Source organism: Haloparvum sedimenti, assembly GCF_001462205.1.
Lineage (GTDB): Archaea > Halobacteriota > Halobacteria > Halobacteriales > Haloferacaceae > Haloparvum > Haloparvum sedimenti.
On sequence record NZ_LKIR01000121.1, the window covers coordinates 75862 to 98138 of the forward strand.

The 22277-nt window shown below is 71.3% G+C and carries 21 protein-coding genes; 11 read left to right on the forward strand and 10 right to left on the reverse strand.

Annotation, left to right across the window (positions count from 1 at the left end; all coding sequences use genetic code 11):
* Positions 1-112: 112 nt before the first annotated feature.
* Complete coding sequence (locus AN233_RS07655; protein ID WP_058366206.1) at positions 113-694, reverse strand: pyruvoyl-dependent arginine decarboxylase; 582 nt, start codon at positions 692-694, stop codon at positions 113-115.
* A gap of 127 nt (positions 695-821) precedes the next feature.
* Between AN233_RS07655 and AN233_RS07660 the strand changes: the two genes are divergently transcribed.
* Together AN233_RS07660 and AN233_RS07665 are read left to right on the forward strand one after the other, a co-directional pair.
* Positions 822-2471: a DUF255 domain-containing protein gene (locus tag AN233_RS07660; protein ID WP_058366207.1), complete on the forward strand. Its 1650-nt coding sequence runs from the start codon at positions 822-824 to the stop codon at positions 2469-2471.
* A 103-nt stretch (positions 2472-2574) separates the two neighbouring features.
* Complete coding sequence (locus AN233_RS07665; RefSeq protein ID WP_058366208.1) at positions 2575-3381, forward strand: TrmB family transcriptional regulator; 807 nt, start codon at positions 2575-2577, stop codon at positions 3379-3381.
* Between the two features lie 35 nt (positions 3382-3416).
* Here the strand turns inward: AN233_RS07665 and mptA are convergent, their stop codons facing one another.
* Entirely contained in the window at positions 3417-4346 is a 930-nt protein-coding gene (gene mptA / locus AN233_RS07670; RefSeq protein ID WP_058366209.1) for a GTP cyclohydrolase MptA, read from the reverse strand.
* Between the two features lie 166 nt (positions 4347-4512).
* Complete coding sequence (lipA, locus tag AN233_RS07675) at positions 4513-5457, reverse strand: lipoyl synthase (protein ID WP_058366210.1); 945 nt, start codon at positions 5455-5457, stop codon at positions 4513-4515.
* 167 nt (positions 5458-5624) lie between these two features.
* Here lipA and AN233_RS07680 point away from each other — a divergent pair, with 167 nt between their 5' ends.
* Positions 5625-7097, forward strand: a complete 1473-nt coding sequence (locus AN233_RS07680; RefSeq protein ID WP_058366211.1) for an MATE family efflux transporter — start codon at positions 5625-5627, stop codon at positions 7095-7097.
* A gap of 31 nt (positions 7098-7128) precedes the next feature.
* Here the strand turns inward: AN233_RS07680 and arcD are convergent, their stop codons facing one another.
* Positions 7129-8568, reverse strand: coding sequence for an arginine/ornithine antiporter ArcD (gene arcD / locus AN233_RS07685; RefSeq protein ID WP_058366212.1), 1440 nt, complete (start codon positions 8566-8568; stop codon positions 7129-7131).
* Positions 8569-8765: 197 nt separating this feature from the next.
* Here arcD and AN233_RS07690 point away from each other — a divergent pair, with 197 nt between their 5' ends.
* Complete coding sequence (locus AN233_RS07690) at positions 8766-9740, forward strand: NOG1 family protein (RefSeq protein ID WP_058366213.1); 975 nt, start codon at positions 8766-8768, stop codon at positions 9738-9740.
* A 656-nt stretch (positions 9741-10396) separates the two neighbouring features.
* Here AN233_RS07690 and AN233_RS07695 read toward each other — a convergent pair.
* Complete coding sequence (locus AN233_RS07695) at positions 10397-10864, reverse strand: MaoC family dehydratase (protein ID WP_058366214.1); 468 nt, start codon at positions 10862-10864, stop codon at positions 10397-10399.
* 140 nt (positions 10865-11004) lie between these two features.
* On the opposite strand from AN233_RS07695, the gene AN233_RS07700 reads away from it, so the two are divergent.
* Both AN233_RS07700 and AN233_RS07705 read left to right on the forward strand, forming a co-directional pair.
* On the forward strand, positions 11005-11874 hold the full coding sequence (locus tag AN233_RS07700; RefSeq protein WP_058366215.1) for an HpcH/HpaI aldolase/citrate lyase family protein: 870 nt from the start codon (positions 11005-11007) through the stop codon (positions 11872-11874).
* A 110-nt stretch (positions 11875-11984) separates the two neighbouring features.
* Positions 11985-13238, forward strand: a complete 1254-nt coding sequence (locus AN233_RS07705; protein ID WP_058366216.1) for a Glu/Leu/Phe/Val family dehydrogenase — start codon at positions 11985-11987, stop codon at positions 13236-13238.
* A gap of 24 nt (positions 13239-13262) precedes the next feature.
* On the opposite strand, the gene AN233_RS07710 is transcribed toward AN233_RS07705, so the two are convergent.
* Positions 13263-13643 (reverse strand): TlpA family protein disulfide reductase, encoded by a 381-nt coding sequence (locus tag AN233_RS07710; RefSeq protein WP_058366217.1) that lies wholly within the window; start codon positions 13641-13643, stop codon positions 13263-13265.
* 201 nt (positions 13644-13844) lie between these two features.
* Here AN233_RS07710 and AN233_RS07715 point away from each other — a divergent pair, with 201 nt between their 5' ends.
* A complete protein-coding gene (locus AN233_RS07715; RefSeq protein ID WP_058366218.1) occupies positions 13845-14759 on the forward strand; it encodes a PLP-dependent cysteine synthase family protein in 915 nt (304 codons plus the stop codon).
* Positions 14760-14798: 39 nt separating this feature from the next.
* On the opposite strand, the gene AN233_RS07720 is transcribed toward AN233_RS07715, so the two are convergent.
* Positions 14799-15302 carry a DUF367 family protein gene (locus AN233_RS07720; protein WP_058366219.1) on the reverse strand — a complete coding sequence of 168 codons (504 nt, stop codon included), beginning with the start codon at positions 15300-15302 and terminating at the stop codon, positions 14799-14801.
* Positions 15303-15345: 43 nt separating this feature from the next.
* The gene (locus AN233_RS07725; protein ID WP_058366220.1) at positions 15346-15954 is read right to left on the reverse strand and encodes an undecaprenyl diphosphate synthase family protein; all 609 of its coding nucleotides are present in this window, start codon (positions 15952-15954) and stop codon (positions 15346-15348) included.
* Between the two features lie 142 nt (positions 15955-16096).
* On the opposite strand from AN233_RS07725, the gene AN233_RS07730 reads away from it, so the two are divergent.
* Together AN233_RS07730 and AN233_RS07735 are read left to right on the forward strand one after the other, a co-directional pair.
* A complete protein-coding gene (locus AN233_RS07730) occupies positions 16097-17416 on the forward strand; it encodes a DUF92 domain-containing protein (RefSeq protein ID WP_058366221.1) in 1320 nt (439 codons plus the stop codon).
* Positions 17413-17886 (forward strand): GNAT family N-acetyltransferase, encoded by a 474-nt coding sequence (locus AN233_RS07735; protein ID WP_058366222.1) that lies wholly within the window; start codon positions 17413-17415, stop codon positions 17884-17886. The genes AN233_RS07730 and AN233_RS07735 overlap by 4 nt, the downstream gene beginning before the upstream one ends.
* A 4-nt stretch (positions 17887-17890) precedes the next feature.
* On the opposite strand, the gene dnaG is transcribed toward AN233_RS07735, so the two are convergent.
* Positions 17891-19405, reverse strand: coding sequence for a DNA primase DnaG (gene dnaG / locus AN233_RS07740; protein ID WP_058366223.1), 1515 nt, complete (start codon positions 19403-19405; stop codon positions 17891-17893).
* A 196-nt stretch (positions 19406-19601) separates the two neighbouring features.
* On the opposite strand from dnaG, the gene AN233_RS07745 reads away from it, so the two are divergent.
* Both AN233_RS07745 and AN233_RS07750 read left to right on the forward strand, forming a co-directional pair.
* Complete coding sequence (locus AN233_RS07745; RefSeq protein ID WP_058366224.1) at positions 19602-19889, forward strand: DUF3311 domain-containing protein; 288 nt, start codon at positions 19602-19604, stop codon at positions 19887-19889.
* A complete protein-coding gene (locus tag AN233_RS07750; RefSeq protein WP_058366225.1) occupies positions 19886-21349 on the forward strand; it encodes a sodium:solute symporter family protein in 1464 nt (487 codons plus the stop codon). Before AN233_RS07745 ends, AN233_RS07750 begins: the two co-directional genes overlap by 4 nt.
* Positions 21350-21365: 16 nt before the next feature.
* Here the strand turns inward: AN233_RS07750 and truA are convergent, their stop codons facing one another.
* Positions 21366-22244, reverse strand: a complete 879-nt coding sequence (gene truA, locus AN233_RS07755; protein ID WP_080508405.1) for a tRNA pseudouridine(38-40) synthase TruA — start codon at positions 22242-22244, stop codon at positions 21366-21368.
* Positions 22245-22277 lie beyond the last annotated feature (33 nt).

Genomic DNA, 22277 nt, shown 5'->3' on the forward strand with positions numbered 1-22277 from the left:
CCTCGCGCGCGCCACTGCCGCGATCACTGAAGGGACAGCCGTTGCCGAGCGCTCGATGTGTTCGTGACTGGCTATCAAAACCCCACCACAGAACTCCACCGCAAAACCCGCTTCAGAGCACCGGCTCGGACTCGCCGTACGCGGCCACGACGACGGTCGTGGTGTAGGCGCCGGGCGTCGGGCTCGCGGTCTCGACGAGGCGTTCGCGGTCGTCGAGCGTCCAGTCGCGGAGCTCCGCGCCCGCGTCCAGCCCCGCGTCGATGCGCTCGCGGACGTCCTCGGCGTCGGTGCCGGTCACCTCGTAGAACAGTCCCGGGCCGGGGCCGGTCGCCCAGCCGAGGCCGGCGACGATGGCGTCCGAGTCGGAGCCTGCTGCGTCGGTCGCCGAATCCGCGTCGGCCGCGCCGGCGCGCTCGCTCCCGTCGCCCTCCGCGGCACCGGCCACGTCGCCCTGCCGAAAGCTCGCGCCCTCCGGGCCGACGGTCCGGCGCGCCTCGACGACGGTGAGGCGGTTGCCGGCGGGACCGAGGTCGGGCGCGCGGTCGACCGCTTCGACGGTCGCCTCGGCCGGGACGACCGAGGAGACGGAGACGAGGTTGTAGTTGTGGAGGTTGGCGTCGGCGAGCGCCGCGTCGTAGGAGGCCATCTCCGTGGGCGCGACGCCGGTCCCGGCGGCCACGTGGATCGCGTTCATAGAGGAGCGCGGCGCTCGCGGCGGTAAGGCGTTACGAACCCCGGCGACACCGCCCGGTCTCAAGGCCGGCGGCGTCCGGGGAACCCGTCTCGAAGCGCTTACCCTCGCGCCCCTCCCAGTTCCGGCCATGACCGAGACGCGCGTCGAGTGGCGCGAGTGGGGCCCGGAAGCGTTCGCCGCGGCCGCGGAGACCGACCGGCCGGTGCTGCTCTCGCTCACGGCGACGTGGTGTGCGGACTGTCACGAGATGGACGCGAAGACGTACGCGGAGCCGCGGATCGCGGCCAACGTCAACGACGGCTTCGTGCCGGTCCGCGTCGACGTGGACCGCAACCCCCGCGTCCGCGAGCGGTACAACATGGGCGGGTTCCCCTCGACCGTCTTCCTCGCGCCGGACGGCACCCTCCTGACGGGCGCCGGCTACCTCGACCCCGAGGGCATGCGCCAGGTGCTCGATTCGGTCCGCGAAATGTACGCCGAGAAGGGCGCCGACGCCGGACGCGTTCCGCGGGCGCTCGCGGGCGACCTCCCGCCGACCGACCAGGTGACGGAGGCCATCGAGGAGCACCTCGTCGGGCAGTTGGACGTGAAGTTCGACGAGGAACACGCCGGCTGGGGCGACGACGCGAAGTTCCCGCTCCCGCGGACCGTCGAGTTCGCGCTCAAGCGCGACCGCGACCGCGCGCTCCGCACGCTCGATGCGGTCCGGAACCACCTCACCGACGAGGTCGCCGGCGGCTTCTTCCGCTACGCGGGGGGCCGAGACTGGACCGACGTGCACTACGAGAAGCCGCTGGACACGAACGCGGCCGTGCTGCGGGCCTTCGCCAACGCCTACCTCTACACCGGCGAGGAGGCCTACCGCCAGCCGGCCGCGGGCGCGGTGTCGTTCCTCACCGACGACCTCTGGACCGGCGTCGGCGTCGGCGGCAGCCTCGGCCCGGGCACGGGCCGCGCCTACTACGCCCGCAGCGCCGGCGACCGCGCCGACCTCGACGCCCCGCGCGAGGACCTCACCGTCTACGCGGGCGGCAACGCCCTCGCCGCGGACGCCATGCTCGCGTTCCACGCCTACACCGACGACGAGCGCGCCGGCGAGTACGCCGAGCGGATCCTGGGCGTCCTCCGCCGCGACCTGATCGACGCCGAGACTGGCGCAGTCACCAGGTTCCGCGCCGGCGACGCCGTGGGTGAGACCGACCTGCTCGAGGACGCAGCCCGAGTCGTCGCCGCGCTCGTCCGCGCCGAGTCGGTCCTCGGGGAGGGCGCCGACCTCGCGCGGACCGTCGCCGACCGCGCGATCGAGCGCCTCCACGACGGGGGGTCGTTCGTCGACGGGCCACGGGAGGGCGAGGCGCTCCTCGACCGCCCGTTCCGCCCCGTGGACGGCAACGTGGAGATGGCGGAGACGCTGTTGGACCTCTCGCTCGTCACCGGCGAGGAGCGGTACGAGGCGGTGGCCCGCGAGACGGCCGCCGCGTTCGCGGGTGCGTCCGAGCGGTTCGGCGTCCAGGTCGCGGGCTACGGCAGCCTCGTCGGCCGACTGACGCGCGGGTCGACGCTCGTCGCGGTCGGTACCGAACCGGGCAGCGACCTCCATCGGGCCGCGCTGCGGGTCGCCGACCACGAGAAGGTCGTCGTCCCGAACGCGCACCGCGGCGCGGGACCGCTCGACGTCGAGGAGGGGGCCGCCGTCGTCCGCGTGGGCGACCGGACCGCCGACCCGGCGACAACGCCGGACGAGTTGATGGCGCGCGTCGCGGACGCGGTGGCGTAGCGCGAATCGTCGCCGGTTCCACACCGATGCGGGGACATTCCCGCCGTGGGGCACGTCGGTAAACCCCCGGTGCGTTTATGAGCCTCGGCGGAGTCGGTCCGGTATGGCGAGCTTACGCGACCTCGGGCTCTCGGAGTACGAGGAGCGCACCTATCGCGCGCTGTTGCGGACCGGACCGACGACCGCGAAGGACCTCTCGCGGGCGAGCGAGGTGCCGATGGGGCGCATCTACGACGTGCTCAACAGCCTCGAACAGCACGACCTCGTCAGGAGTCAGGCGGCGAGCCGGCCCAAAAAGTACGTCGCGGTGGAGCCGGACGCAGCGCTGGACCGGCTTCTCGACGCGAAAAAGCGGGAGTTAGCCGAGCGCGCCGAGCAGTACGAGTCCGTCGTCGACGAGCTCTCGTCGGAGCTGGAGTCCGCTGATCCGGTGGAGGGGGAGTTCTGGACCGCCGCCGTCGGGTCCGAGGAGACGACGGACCTCCTGTTGGAGCGCATCGCGGCCGCCGAGCGGCGCATGATCGTCGTCGCCGGGGGGCCGACGGTCGGGTTCGACCTCGGGTCCGTCGGCGAGCAGGTGACCGAGCAGCTGGAGGCGGCGCTCGACCGCGGCGTCGAGATCAGGGTCCTGTTGTCGCCCGCGGTCGTCGACGAGCTCCCCCGGAGCGTCGGCCGGCGCTACACCGCCGAGCTGTCCGACCACGAGGGGTTCGCGGTGCGGACCGCCGAGGGCGTCGACGGGACGTTCAACCTGTTCGACGGCGTCGAGACCTGCATCGAGGTGCCCCATCCCCTCTCGACGGAGGAGCCGTTCGCGATGATCGACCTGAAGGATCCGGAGTTCGCGGCCGACGTGAAAGCGCAGTTCGAGCCGCGGTGGGAGGAGGCGGAGCCGCTGCAGTTCGGGTGAGGGCGGGGGCGAGGAGGAGGACGGGACGGCCTCGGTCAGTCGCCGTTCAGCTCGGCGCGCAGCTGCCCCATCGTGACCTCGCGTTCGGCGTGCGCGTTGTGCTGATGGATCGACTCGTCGTTCGACTGCGCAAGGTGGATCACGGCGTCGTCCTCGAGGTGATCGAACTCGTCGACCGTGCTCTCGGCGAGCGCGCGGACGCAGTCCTCCACGAACTTCGCGTCGGAGTGGGCCGCGAACGTCATGTGGTCCTCGTCGGGACGCTTGGCCATGTTGTAGATGCGGGCGCTCATGGCGTCGCGCGCGATGTCGATGATGTCGCCGAGGTCGACCTCGGGATCGCCGTTCGCGGTGACGGTCAGCGTCGCGTGTCCGCGCTGGGAGTGGCCCGGCTGCGGGACGGCGTCGAGGAATTCCTCGGTCGTCTCCTCGTCGACGCCCAGCTCGTGGAGCTTGTCGCGGGCGCGGGACTCGGACATGCCCTGCGAGCAGGGGCAGACCGTCATGCCGGTGACCTCGGCGCCGATCTCCTCGCGGGTACCCTCCTCGGTCGCCTCCGCGGAGGCGATGATCCGCGCGGTGTTCTGTGTCTGCCGGCCCGACGCGGGCGTCTCCTCGCGCGTGATCAGGTCCGCCTCCATGTGGACCTCCGCCGTGGAGGTGTAGTCGTGTTTCGCCAGCAGGCGCTCGGCCGCGTCGCCGCAGACGTCCTCGACGCGGTAGGCCTCCTCGCGGGTGATCTCCTCCAAGATCTCGTCGATCGTCTCCATGTTGCGGGACATGTCGATCCCCTTTCGGCCGCTCGGGAGGTCGACGAACACCTCGAACTCGGCCATGAGGACGATGGGACGTTTGTCCTCGCGCGCCAGCTTGACGAGCTTCTCGACGCCGGTCACGCCGACCTGCGAGAGGCCGACCGCGACGTCCGGCTCGCTCGCCTGTACGTCGGGAAGTTGATGACTCATTACCGGAATGGAGGGGCGAACGCGAATGAGTGCTTCGGAACCGGCGGGGTCGCGGGGCGATGGACGGGACTGAACGGGGCAGCCGGCAAGGGCTTTTCTGGGTGTCGTCGACCGATCGGCGAGGATGAACGCAGAGCGGGAGCAGCAGAAATCCCGAGCGGTGCGCTCAGTCGCCCGCTCGCGCCCGCGACCGGGCCTCGTCGACGGAGGCGTCCTCGCGGACGAGCGCGTCGACGAACAGCTCGCCGGCCTTGTACGAGGAGCGGACCATCGGCCCCGAGGCGCAGTAGAGGAAGCCGAGCTCGTTCTCCGCGACGCGCTTCCAGGTGTCGAAGACGTCCGGGTGGACGTACTCGAAGACGTCGAGGTGCGAGCGGGAGGGCTGGAGGTACTGGCCGAACGTGACGATGTCGACGCCGACCTCGCGGAGGTCTCGCATCGTCCGGTACACCTCGTGGTCGTACTCGCCGAGCCCGAGCATGACGCTCGTTTTCGTGTGGATGTCGGACTCCCGATCGACCTGATCGAGCACCGCCAGCGTCTGCTCGTAGCCCGCGCGACGGTCCCGAACCGGCCACTGGAGGCGCTCGACCGTCTCGACGTTGTGGGCGATCACGTCCGGCTCCGCGTCGACGATCCGGCGGACTGCCTCGGGGTCGCCGCCGAAGTCCGGGATCAGCACCTCGACGAGGACCTCCGGGTCCCTATCTTTGATCGCGCGGATCGTCTCCGCGAAGTGGGCCGAGCCGCCGTCCGCCAGATCGTCTCGGTCGACCGAGGTGAGGACGACGTACTCCAGTCCGATCTCCGCGACCGCGTCCGCGACGTTCGCGGGTTCGTCGGGGTCTAACGCCTCCATCCCGCCGGTCTCCACGTCACAGAAGTTACAGCCGCGCGAGCAGCGGTCGCCCATCAGCATGAACGTCGCCGTTCCCGGTCCGGTACCGGGGCCGTCGCGGCCGGACCAGCACTCCCCGAGGTTCGGGCAGTTGGCCTCCTCACAGACCGTGTTGAGGTTCCGGTCGCGGAGCGTCGACTTGATCTCGGCGAACCGCCGGCCCGAGGGCGGTCGCATCTTGAGCCAGTCGGGCTTCCGCCGCCTGCTGCTCATGTCTCACCCTTCGCCGCCGGGGGCAAAAACGTGCGGATCCGGCGGGTCGTGTGCCCATGGCGCGTGAGCGCACACCACCGCCGTCGCGGTCCTAACCCAGAAAAGTCAACTTTCAAACACATCGGTGCCCTTTTGTTGCCCGGTTCCAATCGCGGAAGGGTGCCGACATGTTCGATCTCTCTCAGGAAGAGATAACCGAGGGATCCATCCCCCGAGCGCTCACCGTGCTGGCGGTGCCGCTGATCGGGATGAACCTCGTCCACGTGGTCAACACCATCGTGGACACCTTCTGGCTGGGGCGGCTGGGGGAGAACGCGGTCGCGGCGGTCGGACTGAACGTCCCGGTGTTAGCGCTGTTCGCGGCGATCTCGGTGTTGACCTTCTCGGGGACGCAGATAGTCGTCTCACAGCTCGTCGGTGGCGGTGACCTGCCGACAGCGCGGCGGGCGACGTTCAACGGCGTCCTCCTGACGCTGGCGGTCGTGACCGTCGTCGTGGTGGCCGTCGCGCCGAACGCGCGGGCGTTCATGTCGCTGCTCGGCGCGGACGCGGCGCTCGCGGGGACGGCGGGGCTCTACCTCGGAACGGTGCTTCTGTTCTACCCTCTCGGCTTCGCGAGCGACACGGTGGAGTACGCCTACGCAGCGGTCGGGGACTCGCGGGCGGGGCTCCACATCAACGTCCTCACCGCGGCGACGAACCTCCTCCTCGACCCCCTGCTGATCTTCGGCGTCTGGCGGTTCCCCGAACTCGGCGTCCGGGGCGCCGCGCTGGCGAGCGGGATCGGGATGACCGTCGGCGCCGCGCTCACGCTGGTGTACGTGGCGGGCTACCGCGACACGTTCGTCCTCACGCGGGAGTCGCTCCGCGTCGACGCCGACCTCCTGCGGGAAATCCTCAAGGTGGGGGCGCCGCTGGGCGCCCAGCGCGTCGTGAGTCAGGTCGTCCGCGTGCTCGTGATCGGGCTCGTGACGGTCGCGGGCGGCGCCGCCGGCGTGGCCGCGTACACCGTCGGCGCGCGCGTGGCCGGGCTCGCGATCGTCCCCGCGACGGGACTCCAGCAGGCCGCCCAGTCGGTGATCGGACAGAACCTCGGCGCCGAGCAGCCGGCGCGGGCCCACCGAACCACGACCGCAGGAGTGGCGATGATCGTCGGGCTGTTGACCGTCCTCGGGCTGTTCCAGTGGTTCTTCCCCGGACTGGTGGTCGCGGCGCTCGTCCCCGGACTCACCGAGGCGGGCCGCGAGCTGACCGTCCTCTACCTCAGGATACTCGCGGTCGGGTATCCCGCGATGGGCGCAACGTACGTCCTGTTCGCGGGGTTCAACGGCGCCTCCCGGACGAAGACCTCGCTCGCGGCAGACCTCGGGAAGTACTGGGGGATCCGGTTCCCCATCGCTCTGCTCGCGGTTCCTGCGGGCATCACGTTCGGCGCGTTCGGGGTCTCGGTCGCGCCGGGGCTCGGCTGGGGCGTCGAGGCGGTCTTCTGGGCCGTGACCGTGTCGAACGTCCTCGGCTTCCTCGGCGTCGGCGCCTACTACGTCTACACGACCCGCGAAGGGATGTTCCAGCGCGCGGCCGAACGTGCGAGCGAGAGCGCGGGCGACGACGGCGGAGAGAGCGCCGAGGCGGCCCCGTGACCAGTACTCAAAAAAGCCGAACGCGACGCGGTCAGTCGTCCGCAGGCGCGGTCGTCCCGGTGTACACCACGTCGGGGATGGTGATCCCGGTCGCCGCGATGCCGAACAGCACCAGCGGCGAGAGGAAGCCGAAGAAGTAGAAGGGGGCGTACTCCAGCGTCGGCACGCCCGTCACGCCCGCCATGTAGACGGCGCCCGCGTGCCACGGGAACAGCGCGCCGGTGGGCGTCCCGGCCGCCTCGACCGCCCGCGAGAGCTGGTCGCTGTCGAGGCCGAACTCGTCGTACGCGTTCCGCAGCGTCACGCCCGGAAGCACGATGCTCATGTACTGCTGGGCGGTGAGCGCGTTGATGGCGATGGCGGAGAACCCGGTCCCGGCCACGAGCGCGCCGGGACTGCGGATCCCCTGCACGAGCCCGTGCGAGAGCACCGCGAGGACCCCGGTGCGCTCGAGCAGGCCGCCGAGCGACAGAGCCGCGACGACGACGGTGATCGTCCACGCGGAGCCGGTGAGCCCGCCGGAGGCGAGCAGCTCGTTCACCAGCTCGGAGCCGGACTCGGGCGCGGTGCCGTACATGAAGACCTCCCAGGCGGGGACGAAGCCGGCGCCCTGCAGGAGGATCGTCGTGAGGACGCCCGCGAACGCGCCCGCCACGAGCGTCGGGAGCGCGGGGTACCCTCGCAGCGCGAGGCCGAAGGTGACGAGCAGCGGGAGGAAGACGAGCACCGAGACCTCGTAGGTGCCCGCGAGTGCCGTCTGGATCGCGGCGACCTGGCCCTCCGGGATGGCGCCGGCCGTCCGAAGGCCGAGGACCGCGAAGGCGGCGACCGCGATGCCGAACGCCAGCAGCGTGCCCGCCTGCATGCGGTCGATGTGGTCGTAGAGGTCGGTGTTGGTGACGCCGGCCGCGAGGTTGGTCGTGTCCGACAGCGGCGACTGCTTGTCGCCCGCGTAGGCGCCGGAGATCACCGCGCCGACCGTCATCGGCTCGGGAACGCCGAGGCCGGCCCCGATGCCGACGAACGCGACGCCGAGCGTCCCCACCGTGGTCCACGAGGAGCCGATGGCGAACGCAACCACGCCGGCCAGCAGCGCGGCCGCCGGGAGGAACGTCCGCGGCGTGAGGATCGACAGCCCGTAGTACATCAGACCGGGGATCGTCCCCGCGGCGATCCACGTCGCGATCAGCGCGTAGATGGTGAAGATGATGAGCAGCGCCTGCAGCCCCATCAGGAGGCCGTTGGCGACGCCCTCGAACAGCTCCTCCCACTCGTAGCCGGCGTACAGCCCGACGCCGCCGACGAAGACGATGCTCCACAAAAGCGGCACGTGTGGATCCATCCCGAGCACGGCCGACCCGATCCCGAGGAACGCGACCACCGCGAGCACCGGCACCAGCGCCAGCCGGAACGACGGCCGGCGGTCCGGGTCGATCTCCTCGTAGGTGGTCGGCGTGAACTCGCGTGTCATCGACCACATATATGCTATTAGCGCATAAGTATCCGTTGAATCATGCGCACAAAGCATGACTCGCGGTAACGGAACCCACGGGACTTGCGGTCACGCGGCGAGTGTGTTCGCCTCCCGAGCGCGGCGCTCGGCTCCGAGAAGCCGCGCGGGCCCCAAACGGACGGTCTTATACGCGGCGGCCGTCAAAACCGGGCAACATGATATTTGAGGACCTCCCCACGACACCTCGATCGGAGGAACTCCTCGACAAGGCCTTCTCGCGGGCGGCCCGGGCCGGGCACGCCAAGAGTGGCCACGAGGCGCAGCTGTCGATGCTCACCACCGCCGCGAACATCCTCTCGGACAACCTCCAGAACGTGTCCACGTCGTGGCCGGACTTCGAGTACGACGTCGATCCGTTCTACTACGAGCTGGCCGACGCCATCGTCGACGTGGACCGGCTCCGCCAGGCGCTCTCCGAGGTGACCTGGGCGGGGCGACAGATCGCGGAGATCCGCAGCGAGTACCAGTCGAAGATCAACGACTCGAACCTCGAGGTCGCCCGCAAACACCGCAAGCAGGCGTTCGCGCGCATGGCGGACATCATGGACGAGATCGAGGACGACCTGCGCGCGGTCGGGGACGCCCGCGACGACCTGAAAGGACTCCCCGAGATCAACGTCGACGAGCCGGCCATCGTCGTCGCCGGCTACCCCAACGTGGGGAAGTCCTCGTTCGTCAACGCCGTCACCCGCGCCTCCAACGAGATCGCGGAGTACCCCTTCACCACCAAGGGCGTCCAGATCGGGCACTTCGAGCGCGACCGCATCCGCTACCAGATCATCGACACGCCGGGCGTGCTGGACCGGCCGGTCGAGGACCGCAACGACATCGAGCGACAGGCGGTCTCCGCGCTGGAACACCTCGCGGACTGCGTGCTGTTCGTGCTCGACGCCTCCGGTGACTGCGGCTACCCCATCGAGTCGCAGCTCGAGCTCCTCGCGGAGGTCGAGGAGCTGTTCGGGGACGCCGTGCCCGTCATCACGGTCTGTAACAAGAGCGACCGCTCGACGGACGTCGAGGCGGACCACTACATGAGCGTCGCCGAGGGCGAGAACGTCGAGGCCGTCCTCGACGCCGCGGTCGAGGCGGTCGGCTTCGAGCCGGACCTCCCCTCGCGCGAGGACGCCTGAGCCCCTCCCCGGGTAGCGAGCGGGAGCGTTCATAGCCCCAGAAAAAGACCGAGCGTTCGGCACCGACTGCCCGTTCAGTGATCGGCGACAGCCCTGATCGCGGTCGGCGCGCGCGAGCAACGCGCGCGAGGGAGGCGGCGGCGCGGCCGCCTGCGGTGCGTTGCGGTCTCGCGGCCGCGCCGCCGCCGAGGCTGGGGAGGTGCGAGGCTGCTGTGCGGTTGCGGTGCGGGGCGGTGCGGGGCGGTGCGGGGCGGAGCGGGGCGGGGCGGTGCGGGGCGGAGCGGGGCGGTGCGGGGCGGAGCGGGGCGGTGCGGGGCGGAGCGGGGCGGAGCGGGGCGGTGCGGGGCGGTGCGGGGCGGAGCGGTGGGTGGGGCTGAAAGGGGCAGCCGGCTCGATCCGGCCCCGACGACGTAAGCACCGCAGTCCCGCGGCGACCCTGTGTCGCCGCGACTGTTCGAGGAGCGCAGCGAGGCGCGGCCGGTCGAGCCGGCTGGGGCTTTCTGGGTGGTGCTGTTCCACGCAGCAGGATCTGCCGCAGTTTCAAAAACGCCCTACTGAGTGCCGGCGAGAGCGCTCGAACCGCAAACCCGCCACACGAGCTGACCGTCCCCGTTACCGTTCCTTTTGAGCCTGCCGAGAACGCCGCCGGATCAGTCTCAGTCCCCGTCCGGCCGCTTCAGCGACAGCACCGTGCGGTCGAACTCGCAGACGAGGGTGTCCTCCTCGCCGTCCTCCACGCGGAACGCCTCGACGTGCATCGTGACGACGCCGCGCTCGCCGTCGCTGGTCTCCCGCTTGTCGGTCACCGTCGACTGCGCGCGGATGGTGTCGCCGTGGAAGACGGGGTTCGGGTGCTCCACCGCGTCGTACGAGAGGTTGGCGACGATGGTGCCGTCCGTCGTCTCCGGGATGGAGACGCCGACCGCGAGCGACATGGTGTAGAGCCCGTTGACCAACCGCTCCCCGAACTGCGTGTCGGCCGCGAACTCGGCGTCGAGGTGGAGCGGCTGCTGGTTCATCGTCATGTCGCAGAACTGCTGGTTGTCCGCCTCGCTCACCGTGCGCCGTCGCGCGTGCTCGATCGTCTCCCCGACGGTGAACTCCTCGTAGTAGCGTCCGCTCATGCCCGGCAGGTCCCCCGAGCGGACCAAATGTCTGTCGCCTCGCGGGCCCGGAGCGTGCGAGGGCCAACGGGACCGCGACCGGTCGCGGCCGCGCGCGCCGCGGTTCGACCTTTTTTGTCGTCTCGCGCGACAGACCGTGTATGGCCAGACGCAGCCTGCTGTTCTCACCCGGGGACAGTCCCGACCTGATGCGGAAGGCGCCCGCCGCGGGCGCGGACGTGATCTGCTTCGACCTGGAGGACGCGGTCGCGCCGACGCGAAAGGACGAGGCCCGCGCGGCCGTCCGCGAGGTGCTCGCCGCGCCCGACTTCGATCCCGACGCCGAAGTCTGCGTCCGGCTGACCGCCGACGAAGCGGCGCGGGACCTCGACGCGCTCGCGGGCGAGGGATCGACCGAGTCGCCGGCGGAATCCCCCCGACTCGACGCGGTGATGCTGCCGAAGGTGGAGACCGCCCAGCGCGTCGACGACGCGGCCGCGCTGTGTGCGGAACGAGACCTCGACCTCGCGGTGTTCGCGCTGCTGGAGACGGCCGCGGGCGTGCTCCACGCGGAGGCGATCGCGGCCGCGGACGCCACCGCGGCGGTCGTCTTCGGCGCGGAGGACCTCGCGGCCGACGTGGGCGCGACGCGGACCGACGAGGGAACCGAGGTGCTGTACGCCCGCCAGCACGTGCTGCTCGCGGCCAGCGCCGCGGGCGTCGACGCCATCGACACCGTGTTCACGGATTTCTCCGACGAGGCGGGGCTCCGCGAGGAGACACGGTTCGCAGTCGAGCTGGGGTACGACGGCAAGCTGGCGATCCACCCGGCACAGGTGACGCCGATCAACGAGGCGTTCACGCCCGACCCGGAGCGCGTCGCGTGGGCCGAGCGCGTCCTCGACGCCCGCGAGGAGGCGGCCGCCGAAGGGAAGGGCGTCTTCGAGGTCGACGGCGAGATGATCGACGCGCCCCTCATCGCGCAGGCGGAGCGCGTTCTGGAGCGCGCTCGCGCCGCGGGACTACGCTGATCCCCGCCGGCGGCGCACGGACACCGAGGAGACCACGCTGGACGCAGATATTGCGGCGAGTGCGACGCTGAGACGACACAGTTAACTCCGCGGCAAAAGCCGATTTCGGTATGTCGGACCAAGCCAATCCGTTCGAGAGTCTGCAGGAGCAGATCGCGGACGCGGCCGCGTATCTCGACGCCGACGAGGGGGTCATCGAGCGCCTGAGCAACCCCGAGCGGGTCCTCGAGACGAACCTCACCGTCGAGCGCGACGACGGGTCGCTGGAGACGGTTCGCGCCTACCGAGCGCAGTTCAACGGCGACCGCGGGCCGTACAAGGGGGGCATCCGGTACCACCCGGGCGTCACGCGCGACGAGGTGAAGGCGCTCTCGGGCTGGATGGTGTACAAGTGCGCGGTCGTGGACATCCCCTACGGCGGCGGGAAGGGGGGGATCGAGATCGACCCCGACGACTACTCCGAGGCGGAGCTGGAGCGGTTGACGCGCGCCTACGCGACCGAACTCCGGCCGATGATCGGCGAGGACCGGGACATCCCCGCGCCGGACGTCAACACCGGCCAGCGGGAGATGAACTGGATCAAGGACACCTACGAGACGCTCGAGAACACCACGGCGCCCGGCGTCATCACGGGGAAGGCGCCCGGATCGGGCGGCTCCGCGGGCCGCGTCGAGGCGACCGGTCGGTCGGTGATGCTCGCGGCCCGCGAGGTGTTCGACTGGATCGGCGAGCAGATCGAGGGCGCGACCGTCGCGGTACAGGGGTACGGCAACGCCGGCTCGGTCGCGGCGAAACTGCTGGAGGACGTGGGCGCGAACGTCGTCGCGGTCTCCGACTCCTCCGGCGGGATCTACGATCCCCGCGGCCTCGACACGCGCGCCGTGAAGGCGCACAAAGGTGAGACCGGCTCCGTCGCCGACTACGGCGACACCGAGGCGATCAGCAACGAGGAGCTGCTGACGCTCGACGTGGACCTGCTGGTCCCCGCGGCGCTGGAGAACGCGGTCGACGCCGACCTGGCCGAGCGCGTGGAGGCGGACGTTGTCGTCGAGGCAGCGAACGGACCGCTGACGCCGGACGCCGACGACGTGCTCGCCGAGCGCGACGTCTGGGTCGTGCCGGACGTGCTGGCGAACGCCGGCGGCGTCACCGTCTCGTACTTCGAGTGGGTCCAGAACAGACAGCGCTTCTCGTGGACCGAGGACCGCGTCAACTCGGAGCTGAAGCGGGTCATCTCGGACGGGTTCGACGGACTGGTCGACGCCTACGAGGAGTACGACCTCCCGAACCTCCGGACGGCCGCGTACGTCGTCGCCATCGAGCGCGTGGTCGACGCCTACGAGCAGGGCGGCAACTGGCCCTGATCGGCGAAACGGCTCTCTCGGGGGTTACTCCGCCTCGGCCGTCTCGGACAGTCGCGCGGCGAGATACGCCGCGATCGGCTCGTCCTCCTCCTCGACGAACCGCGCGACCTCCTCGCCGTCGCGCTCCACGACGACGGTGGGGATCAGCTCGATGCCGTACTCCTCGACGCCGGGGCCGGCCTTTCCCTCCGGGGTCTTCTCGACCGGGTGGTGTTCGATGCGCTCCTCGGGCACGCCCGCGGCCTCGAGCGCGGCCGCGAACTGCGGGAGCTGCTGGCGACAGTCGATACACCAGTCGCCGCCCCACACCTTGAACACGTACTCCTCGGCCGCGAGCGCGTCGAGGACGCCCTCCTGTCCGGCCGCGTCCCACGACTCGCTCGGCTGAAGCGTCTGCAGGCTCATGTCGGCGAGTACGCGGCCGACCCTCAAAAGGAGCGCGGCGCCGGCGAATCCGGCAGTCCCGGCGAATGCGGCACCCCCGACGAATCCGGGCCGGTGTGAGCCGGTCGGTCGGGGGTCGCTGCGGGCCGACCTCGGCCAGGTCTCCCACGCGTTTGCCGCGGTCCGGTGGGCGTTTACGTCGCGGCGGCGAACGGTGAACCGATGAACGACGACATCCTGGACAGCCTCGGCTCGCCGCTGGTCCGGGTCGGGTCGCCTGCGGGAACGACCGTCGCGGCGAAGATCGAGTCGCGCAACCCCGGCGGCTCCGCGAAGGACCGCCCGGCGACGTACATGATCGAGGCCGCCGAGGAGGCCGGCGATCTCCGTCCGGGCGACGCCATCGTGGAGGCCACCTCCGGCAACACCGGCATCGGGATCGCGATGGCCGGCGCCGCGAAGGGCTACGACGTGATCATCGTGATGCCGGCCTCGAAGTCGCCCGAGCGCCGCCGGATCATGCGCGCGTACGGCGCCGACATCGAGCTCGTGGAGGGAGACATCTCGGACGCGCGAACTCGGGCCGACGAGATCGAGTCGGAGCGGGGCGCGGCCCAGCTCCACCAGTTCGAGAACCCCGCGAACCCCCGCGCCCACTACGAGACGACCGCCGCGGAGCTACTGGAGCAGGTCGGCGACCGGACGGTGGACGCGCTCGTCGCCGGCGTCGGCACCGGCGGCACGCTCACCGGCGTCGGGCGCCGACTCCGCGAGGCGTTCCCCGACGTGCGGATCGACGCCGTCGAGCCCGCCGAGAGCGCGGTGCTTGCCGGCGAGGAGCCGACCGGCGACGAGTTCCAGGGAATGGGGCCGGGGTTCGTCTCGCCGAACCTCGACACGGAGCTGATCGACGAGCTACACGCGGTGACGATCGAGGAGGCCGAGGCCGAGTGCCGCCGGCTCGCCCGCGAGGAGGGGATCCTCGTCGGGCAGTCCTCCGGCGCCTCGAACCTCGCCGCGAAGGCGGTCGCCGAGGACCTCCGCGAGGAGGGTCGATACGCCGGCGACGAGCCGCTCGTTGTGACGGTCTTCTGGGACAGCGGCGAGCGCTACATGTCGACCGGGATGTTCGACTAAGGGACACTTCTGAAACCGGGCGCCCCGTCGGGCGCCGCCTCACTCGCCGCGGACGAGGTACTCCTGCTGGACGGCGACCACCTCGGCGGAGTCCTCGCAGTCGGCGTAGCGGCGGAGCGGTTCCTCGTTCAACTCGAGGAACGTCTCGCCCCACGTGAACTTCGCGAGGACCCGCTCGGCGTGGTCGCGCTCGCCGAAGATGCAGAGCGCGGCCGCGAGCGCCTCGACCGTCGTGAGCCGCATCGGGCGCCCGAAGTTGACCGGGTTCGCGGCGACGAGGTACGGGAGCGCGCGGTGCTCGCCCGGCATCGAGAACCGCTTCTCGCCCGCGGACTCCCACGAGCAGTCGAGCGCGACGAGCGTCCCTTCGCTGGTGTCGGCGTCCGCGGGCGAGAGCGCGCGCTCGGCGTGCGGGTTCAAAACGACGCCGTAAGGGGTCGCGCGGTCCGACCGGTGGAGGGTCGCCAGGTCGAAGCGCGCCAGCTTGCGCGCCGTGCACTTGTCGGGGTCGTCGTCGCCCTCGTACCGGACGTGGAGTTCCACGACACTGGATGGGCGGCTCGGGGTGAAAAGTCGACCGCTCCGATCAGCGACCGAACCGGCGCTGGCGGTTCTGAAAGTCGAGGACGGCCCGCAGGTAGTCCCGCTTCCGGAAGTCGCGCCAGTTCACGTCCGTGAAGTACAGCTCCGAGTAGACCGACTGCCAGATGGCGAAGTCGGAGAGCCGCTCCGCGCCCGTCTTGATCACCAGGTCCGGCTCCGCGGGGAAGACGAGGCGGTCGGAGATCTCCGCCTCGTCGACCGCCTCGGGGTCAAGATCGCCGTCGGCCACGTCCTCGGCGATCGACCGCACCGCGGCCGCGAACTCCCGTTTGCCGCCGAGCCCTATGCTGATCCGGATCGGGGCGTCGGCGCGCTCGGTGTCGTCGGGCGCGCGGACCGCCACCTCGAGCGGGGCGTCGACTTCGCGGAGCTCGCGCTCCAGCGTCGGGACGACCGCCTCGTCGAGCACCGAGACCATCACCGTCACGCGCTCGGCACCGTACTCGACGGCCCATCGGAGCGCGTCCGAGAGCGTCTCGTAGGCGCCCTGTTCGAGCAGGTCGCGCTCGGTGATCACCACCGCGACGTGGGCCGGCGGGGCGGCGTCGTGGAACCGATGGCGGAGGGCGAGGTACGCGTCGTAAACTCCCACGCTCGGGTCGTGGCGGCCCCGAGCCAAAAGTTCGCGGGTCCGGGACCTCGCCCCGGCGTCGGCCTCGGACGGCCGACTCCCGAGGCATCGGCGGAGTGTGCGGTTCGGGACCGTTAAGTGCGCGTCGGGGGAATCCCGGGGTGTGAATCGGAGGACACGGCGCGCCGCGGCGTTCGCGGCGGTGTCGCTGCTCGCGCTTGCCGCCCCGCTTTTGGGGCCGGCGGCGCCCGCCCCGTTCGCGGCCGTGGCCATCCTCGCGGCGTTCGTGGTTCGCGAGGGGCGGCTGTTCGAGCTGTTCGCGCGCCCCGGCGACCGCCGGGACCGCCGGCTCAACGGTCTGGCGGGCTTCGCGCTCGGCGCGACCGGACTCGCGGTGTTCGCGAGCATCCCGGCCGTCTCGCTCTCGCCCGCCGTGTTCGCGGCCGCCGTGCTCATCGTCGGTGTCGGCAACCTCGGGACGCAAGCGGCCCGCGAGCACACCGACGAGGAGTTCCTCCACGCGACCGGCTTCGTGCTGCTGGGATCGATCGGCGGCCTCCTCGCGCTCGTGGCCGTCTCCGCGGGGGTTGGCGCGTCGGTCCGACTGCCGGCGTTCGTCTTCCTCGCCACCTCGGGGGCGCTCGCGGCCGCGTTGCTGCGGAGCGTCCTGCTGGAACAGGACGACCCCGTCGTGATGGTCTCCGTGGGCCTGCTCTGCTGGCTGTTCGCGGCCCTGGTCGTCGACGTGACGCTCGCGAGGATCGGTATCGCGCTGGCGGTCACGGCCGCGCTCGGGTACGTCTCCTACGCGCTCGGCACCGCCTCGGTCGCGGGGATGCTCACCGGCGTGCTGCTCGGACTCGTTACCATCGTGCTCGGCGGATTCGGCTGGTTCGCGGCGCTCATCGCCTTCTACGCGGTGGGGGGACTCGCCTCCAAGTTCCGCTTCGAGGAGAAGGCCGAGCGCGGCGTCGCACAGGAGAACGAGGGTGCCCGCGGCACGGGCAACGTGCTGGCCAACTCCGCGGTCGCGCTCGTCGCCGTGGTGGGCTACGCTGCGACCGACCACGCGGCGATGCCCGCCGACCCCTTCGTCTTCGCGTTCGCGGGCGCGGTCGCGACCGCGATGGCGGACACCCTCTCCTCGGAGATCGGCGGCCTCTTCGACAACCCTCGGCTCGTCACCACGCTCGAACGCGTGCCGCCGGGGACCGACGGCGCGATCACCCTGCAGGGCGAACTCGCGGGCATCGCCGGCGCCGGGCTCGTCGGCGCGCTCGCCGCGATAGGAATGCCCGTCGGCGACCCCCTGGTCGGCGGCGGCGTCGTCGTGGGGGCCGGCTTCGCGGGGATGACCGTCGACAGCCTGCTCGGCGCGCTTGTCGAGGGCGACCGGATCGGCAACCAGACCGTCAACTTCCTCGCGACGCTGTCGGGCGCGCTCGTCGCGGTCGCCCTCGCGTTCGGGGTGGTGCTGTCGTGACCACCGGCGAGGCGACCGCAGCCCCGCGCGTCCGACACGCCCGGCCGGCAGAAGCCGCGTCGGTCGAGCGACTCCAGACGCACCTTCGGGACCCGAGCCCGGACCTGCTGGCGTACGGCCTCGCGATGGGCGACGTGCTCGTCTCGGTCACGGGGAGGGAATCCGCCGGAGCCACCGGCGCCGGGGCGGGACCCGACATGCCCGTCGGATACCTGCTCCCAGTCCACGGCCCGGAGGCGCTCCACCTCGGCGAGCTCGCGGTCGCACCTGAGTTCCGGCGACAGGGTCGCGCCCGCGGTCTGCTCGAAACCGCGATAGCCGCGGCGACCGGTCCCGTCACGCTCCTGGTCGCTCCGGAGAACGAGGCGGCGCGGGCGCTCTACGAAGATCTGGACTTCGAGGTCGCGGAGCGTCGCGAGGGCGCGTACCCGGACGGCGACGCGCTGCTGTACCGGCTCGACGAAGAGTAGGTCGTCAGGCGGCCTCGGCACGGAGGTCGCCCGAGGTCCGGACGCGCGTCCCGACCGGTTTCTTGACGAAGTCGCCGGTCGCGGTGCCGAACAGCTCCGAGACCCCGCGCTGTGCCGCCACGTCGAGCAGGCGCTGGTTCACGGTCCCGTCGAGTACCACCGTGTGGGGCGGCTCCGCGGCGTCGGCGACCGCGTCGAAGGCGTCCTCGGCGTCGGCCTCCGCCAGCACGCCGCCGTCGGCGTCGAGCAGTCGCACGCGGCCGCTCCCCGAGTCGACCACCTCCTGCACGTGCTCCTCGAAGGAGCGTGCGCCATCGTCCTCGGCCGATTCGGTTGCGGTCGGCGCAGGCGTCTCCGTGCTCTCGGACTCGCCCGACGTGGACCGCTCTTTCTCCCGCTCGGTCGCGTCGGGTTCGACTGCGTCGCTTTCGGTCGCACCGCCTTCTGTCGCACCGCCTTCTGTCGCACCGCCTTCGGTCGCACCGCTTTCTGTCGCCTCGGAGTCGCTCGCCGCCGATCCCTCGGCCCTCCGCGCGTCAGCATCCCGCTCCTCGGCGCGGCGGTCGTCATCGGTCCGTTCGTCGGCATCGTGGGTCGCGTGCTGATCGTCGGCCGACGCTCCGTCCCCGCGCTCCTCGGTGGCCCCCGCGTCCGACCCGTCGGCCGCTGAACCGCCGTCGTCCGCCTCGACGGCGGCCTCGCGCAGGTTCGGCTCGTCGGCGACGGTCGCGTACGGCACCTTCGCGCGGAGCGCCTCCAGCACCTCGCCGCGGTCGAGGTCCTCGACGGAGCGCCCGGCGGGCGCGAACGCGGCGTAGTCCACGTCGCCGACCTGTCCGAGCTCGCGGAGGATCAGCTCGCCGCCGCGGTCGCCGTCGAGGAACGCCGTGACGGTGCGGTCCGCCGTCAGGTCCGCGACCGCGTCCGGGACGTTCGTCCCCTCGACCGCGACCGCGTTCTTGATGCCGGCGTCGAGGAGGGTCGAGACGTCCGCGCGCCCCTCGACCACGATGACCGCATCGGAGTCGCCGACGCGCGGGCCCGCGGGTAGCCCCTCGTACTCGGTGACGCCCTCGACTCGGGCGGCCTCGCGGACCTCGTCCAGCACGTCGTCGCTGGACAGCGAGGTCTCCTCGAACCCCGACGCGAGCAGTTCCTTCGCGCGGTCGACGACCTCGCGACGCTTGGCCGCGCGGACGTCCTCGATGCTGGTCACCTCGACGGAGGCCTCGCAGGGCCCGATCCGCGTGATCGTCTCGAGAGCGGCGCCGAGGATGGCCGTCTCCACCTTCTCGAGGCTCGAGGCGACGGTGAGCTCTCCGAACGACTGTCCGTTCTCCGATTCGATCGCGACGTCGATCCGGCCGACTTTGTCCGACTGCTGGAGGTCGCGCAGGTCCAACTCGTCGCCGAGCAGGCCTTCGGTCTGCCCGAAGACCGCGCCGACCACGTCGGACCGCTCGACCACCCCGTCGGCCGCGATGGTCGCGTGAATGAGATATTTTGCTGTGTCTTCCATGTGAGATCCCCTTCCGGGGCGTGTTGATGATGATGAACGGCGGCCGTGCCGCCACCTCGTGAAGTTGGTCCGAGCCGGGGAAATAGCTATCGTGTCGGCCTCCGATCGCTCCGTCTGAAGAAAAAATTTCTTCGAATAAGCTGTTCGGTGGACTTCAGCAGAATTTATTACCGGTTGGCGTGTTTTCTCGCCGACGATGGCAGATCAGAATCGAGATTTCGTCTGGATCCCGACGTTCGCGGTGCTGATCGTCTTCGCGGTGCCCTGGTTCCTCTGGGGCGTCGACCGCGTGGTCGCCGGCCTCCCGGTGTGGGTGTGGTGGCACGTCGGCTGGATGTGTCTGTGTGCGGTCCTGTTCGCGCGGTTCGCGCGAGGGGCGTGGAATCGCGGAATGCGCGTGGACTTCGGGCCGACCGCGGACGGAACGGATGCGGAAGCCTTCGACCGCGACGACGCCCGCGCCGACGGCGGTGAGCGCGCGTGAGCCTCGCGGTGCAACTCGGCGTCGTCGTCGGCTACCTGCTGGTGGCGCTCGCGGTCGGCCTCGCCGCCTACCGCGTCGCGGAGTCGACCGCCGCCGACTACTACCTCGCCGGGCGGTCGCTCGGGACCGTCGTGCTGCTTTTCACCACGTTCGCGACGCTTTTGTCGGCGTTCACCTTCTTCGGCGGGCCGGACCTCGCGTACGCGGCCGGCCCGGAGTGGATCCTCGTGATGGGGGCCATGGACGGCGTGCTGTTCGCGGTGCTGTGGTACGTCATCGGCTACCGCCAGTGGCTGATCGGGCGAGCGCAGGGGTACCTCACGCTCGGCGAGCTGCTGGGAGACCGGTTCGACTCGACGGGCCTGCGCGCGCTCGTCGCGGGCGTGAGCCTGCTGTGGCTGTTCCCGTACGTGATGCTCCAACAGATGGGTGCCGGAGAGGCCCTCGTCGGGCTCACGGATGGCGCGGTTCCCTACTGGGGCGGCGCGGCGCTCATCACCGTCTTCATGGTCGCGTACGTCGGCCTCGCTGGAATGCGCGGCGTCGCGTGGACGGACACGGTCCAGGGGCTGTTCATGCTCTCGGTCGTCTGGGTCGCGGTCGTCTGGGTGCTCTCTTCGGTCGGCGGCCTCGGCGCCGCGACGGGCGCGATGGTCGAGGCCCGGCCCGACTTCGCGAGCCTCGGCGGCGGCACGTACACGCCGGGGTTCATCGTCTCCTCGGCGATCACCATCGCGTTCGGCGTGACGATGTTCCCGCAGATCAACCAGCGGTTCTTCGTCGCCGGCTCCGAGCGCGTCCTCAAGCGCTCGTTCGCGCTGTGGCCGGTCCTCGTGCTGCTCCTTTTCGTCCCCGCGTTCATGCTCGGTGCGTGGGCCGCCGGGCTCCCTATCGAGGTGCCGGAGGGCGCGAACGTGCTCCCGGTGCTGCTGAACGAGTACACCCCGGGGTGGTTCGCGGCGCTGGTGATCGCGGGCGCGATGGCCGCGATGATGTCCTCCTCGGACTCGATGCTGCTGTCGGGGTCGTCGTACCTCACACGGGACCTCTACCGGCCGCTCGTCGACCCGGCCGCGAGCGAGCGGCGCGAGGCGTGGGTCGCTCGGGTCGGCGTCGCCCTGTTCGCGACGCTGGCGTTCCTCGCGAGCCTCACGCGGCCCGGGACGCTGATCGAGGTCGGCGACACCGCCTTCTCCGGGTTCGCGCTCCTGGCCCCGCCGGTGATCCTCGCGCTCTACTGGCGCGGCGCGACGACGTGGGGCATGGTCGCCGGCATCGTCGTCCCGCAGGTCGCGTACCTCCTGCTCGTGCTCGTCCCCGCGCTCCCCCGGAGCTACGCCGGGTGGGACTACGCGCTCGCGCTGATGGTCCTGGCCGCGGCCCTCACGGTCGCCGTCTCGGTGGCCACGACCGCGTCGCCGACCGCGGACCCGCGTCGAGTCGGTCTGGGTGCGGACTAAGCGCGGATTGGGGCGGCTATCCGTCGTCGGCCTCAGGGCCGACGCGGTCGCTGATCGCCCCGGTGACTCGGGCCGCGGTCCGGGCGTCGACATGGCGCTCCGCGAACGCGACCCGGGCGCTCTCGGCGGCCTCGCGGTCGACGGAGAAGTCGGGTGACGCGAGTCCGTCTCGGACCGCGGGGTCGTCGTAGGCGACCTCCCACAGCACCAGCGGTTCGGGCGGCGCGGCGCCGAACGCCCGTCGCCCCGTCAGCGGCTCGGTGTCGAGCGCTCGGTCCACGTCAGCCAGGTCGGCGTCACCCGTCCCGACCGCGCGGACCAGCGTAACCGCGCGCCGGACGAACGCGCGCGGGAAGCCGTCGGCGGCGAACTCGATCACCAGCGCGTCCCCCTCTCGGGTCGCCCCCGCGGAGAGGTCGCGGACCGTCCCCTCGTCGTCGGGCGTGAAGTTCGCGAAGTCGTGGCTCCCGGAGAGGCGGTCGAGCGCGGCGCGGACGCGGGCGGCGTCGATCCGCCCGGCCGGGGATCCGGAGCGGGGATCGCGGGGCGCATGGAGGTAGTAGCGGTAGACGCGCCGCGCGGCGTGATGCTGGGCGTGGAACCCCTCGGGCACCTCGGCGCTCGCCCACGCGCGGACGGTGCCGGGGAGTTGGCCGTTGAACGCGCGCGGCGTGAGCCAGTCGGGGGCGTCGAACGCCACCGTCTGGCCGACCGCGGAGACGCCGGCGTCGGTCCGGCCCGCGGCCGCGTACCCCGGCGGCCGGTGGTCGTCCGCGCCGAGGACCCCGTGATCGCGGAGCGCGTCGAACAGCGTTCCCTCGACGGTCGGGACCTGCGGCTGGCGCTGGAAGCCCGAGAAGGGGCGACCGTCGTAGGCGATGCGGAACGCGCGCACGGACCGAGGCAGGCGGCGGGCGGGCTAAAAGGA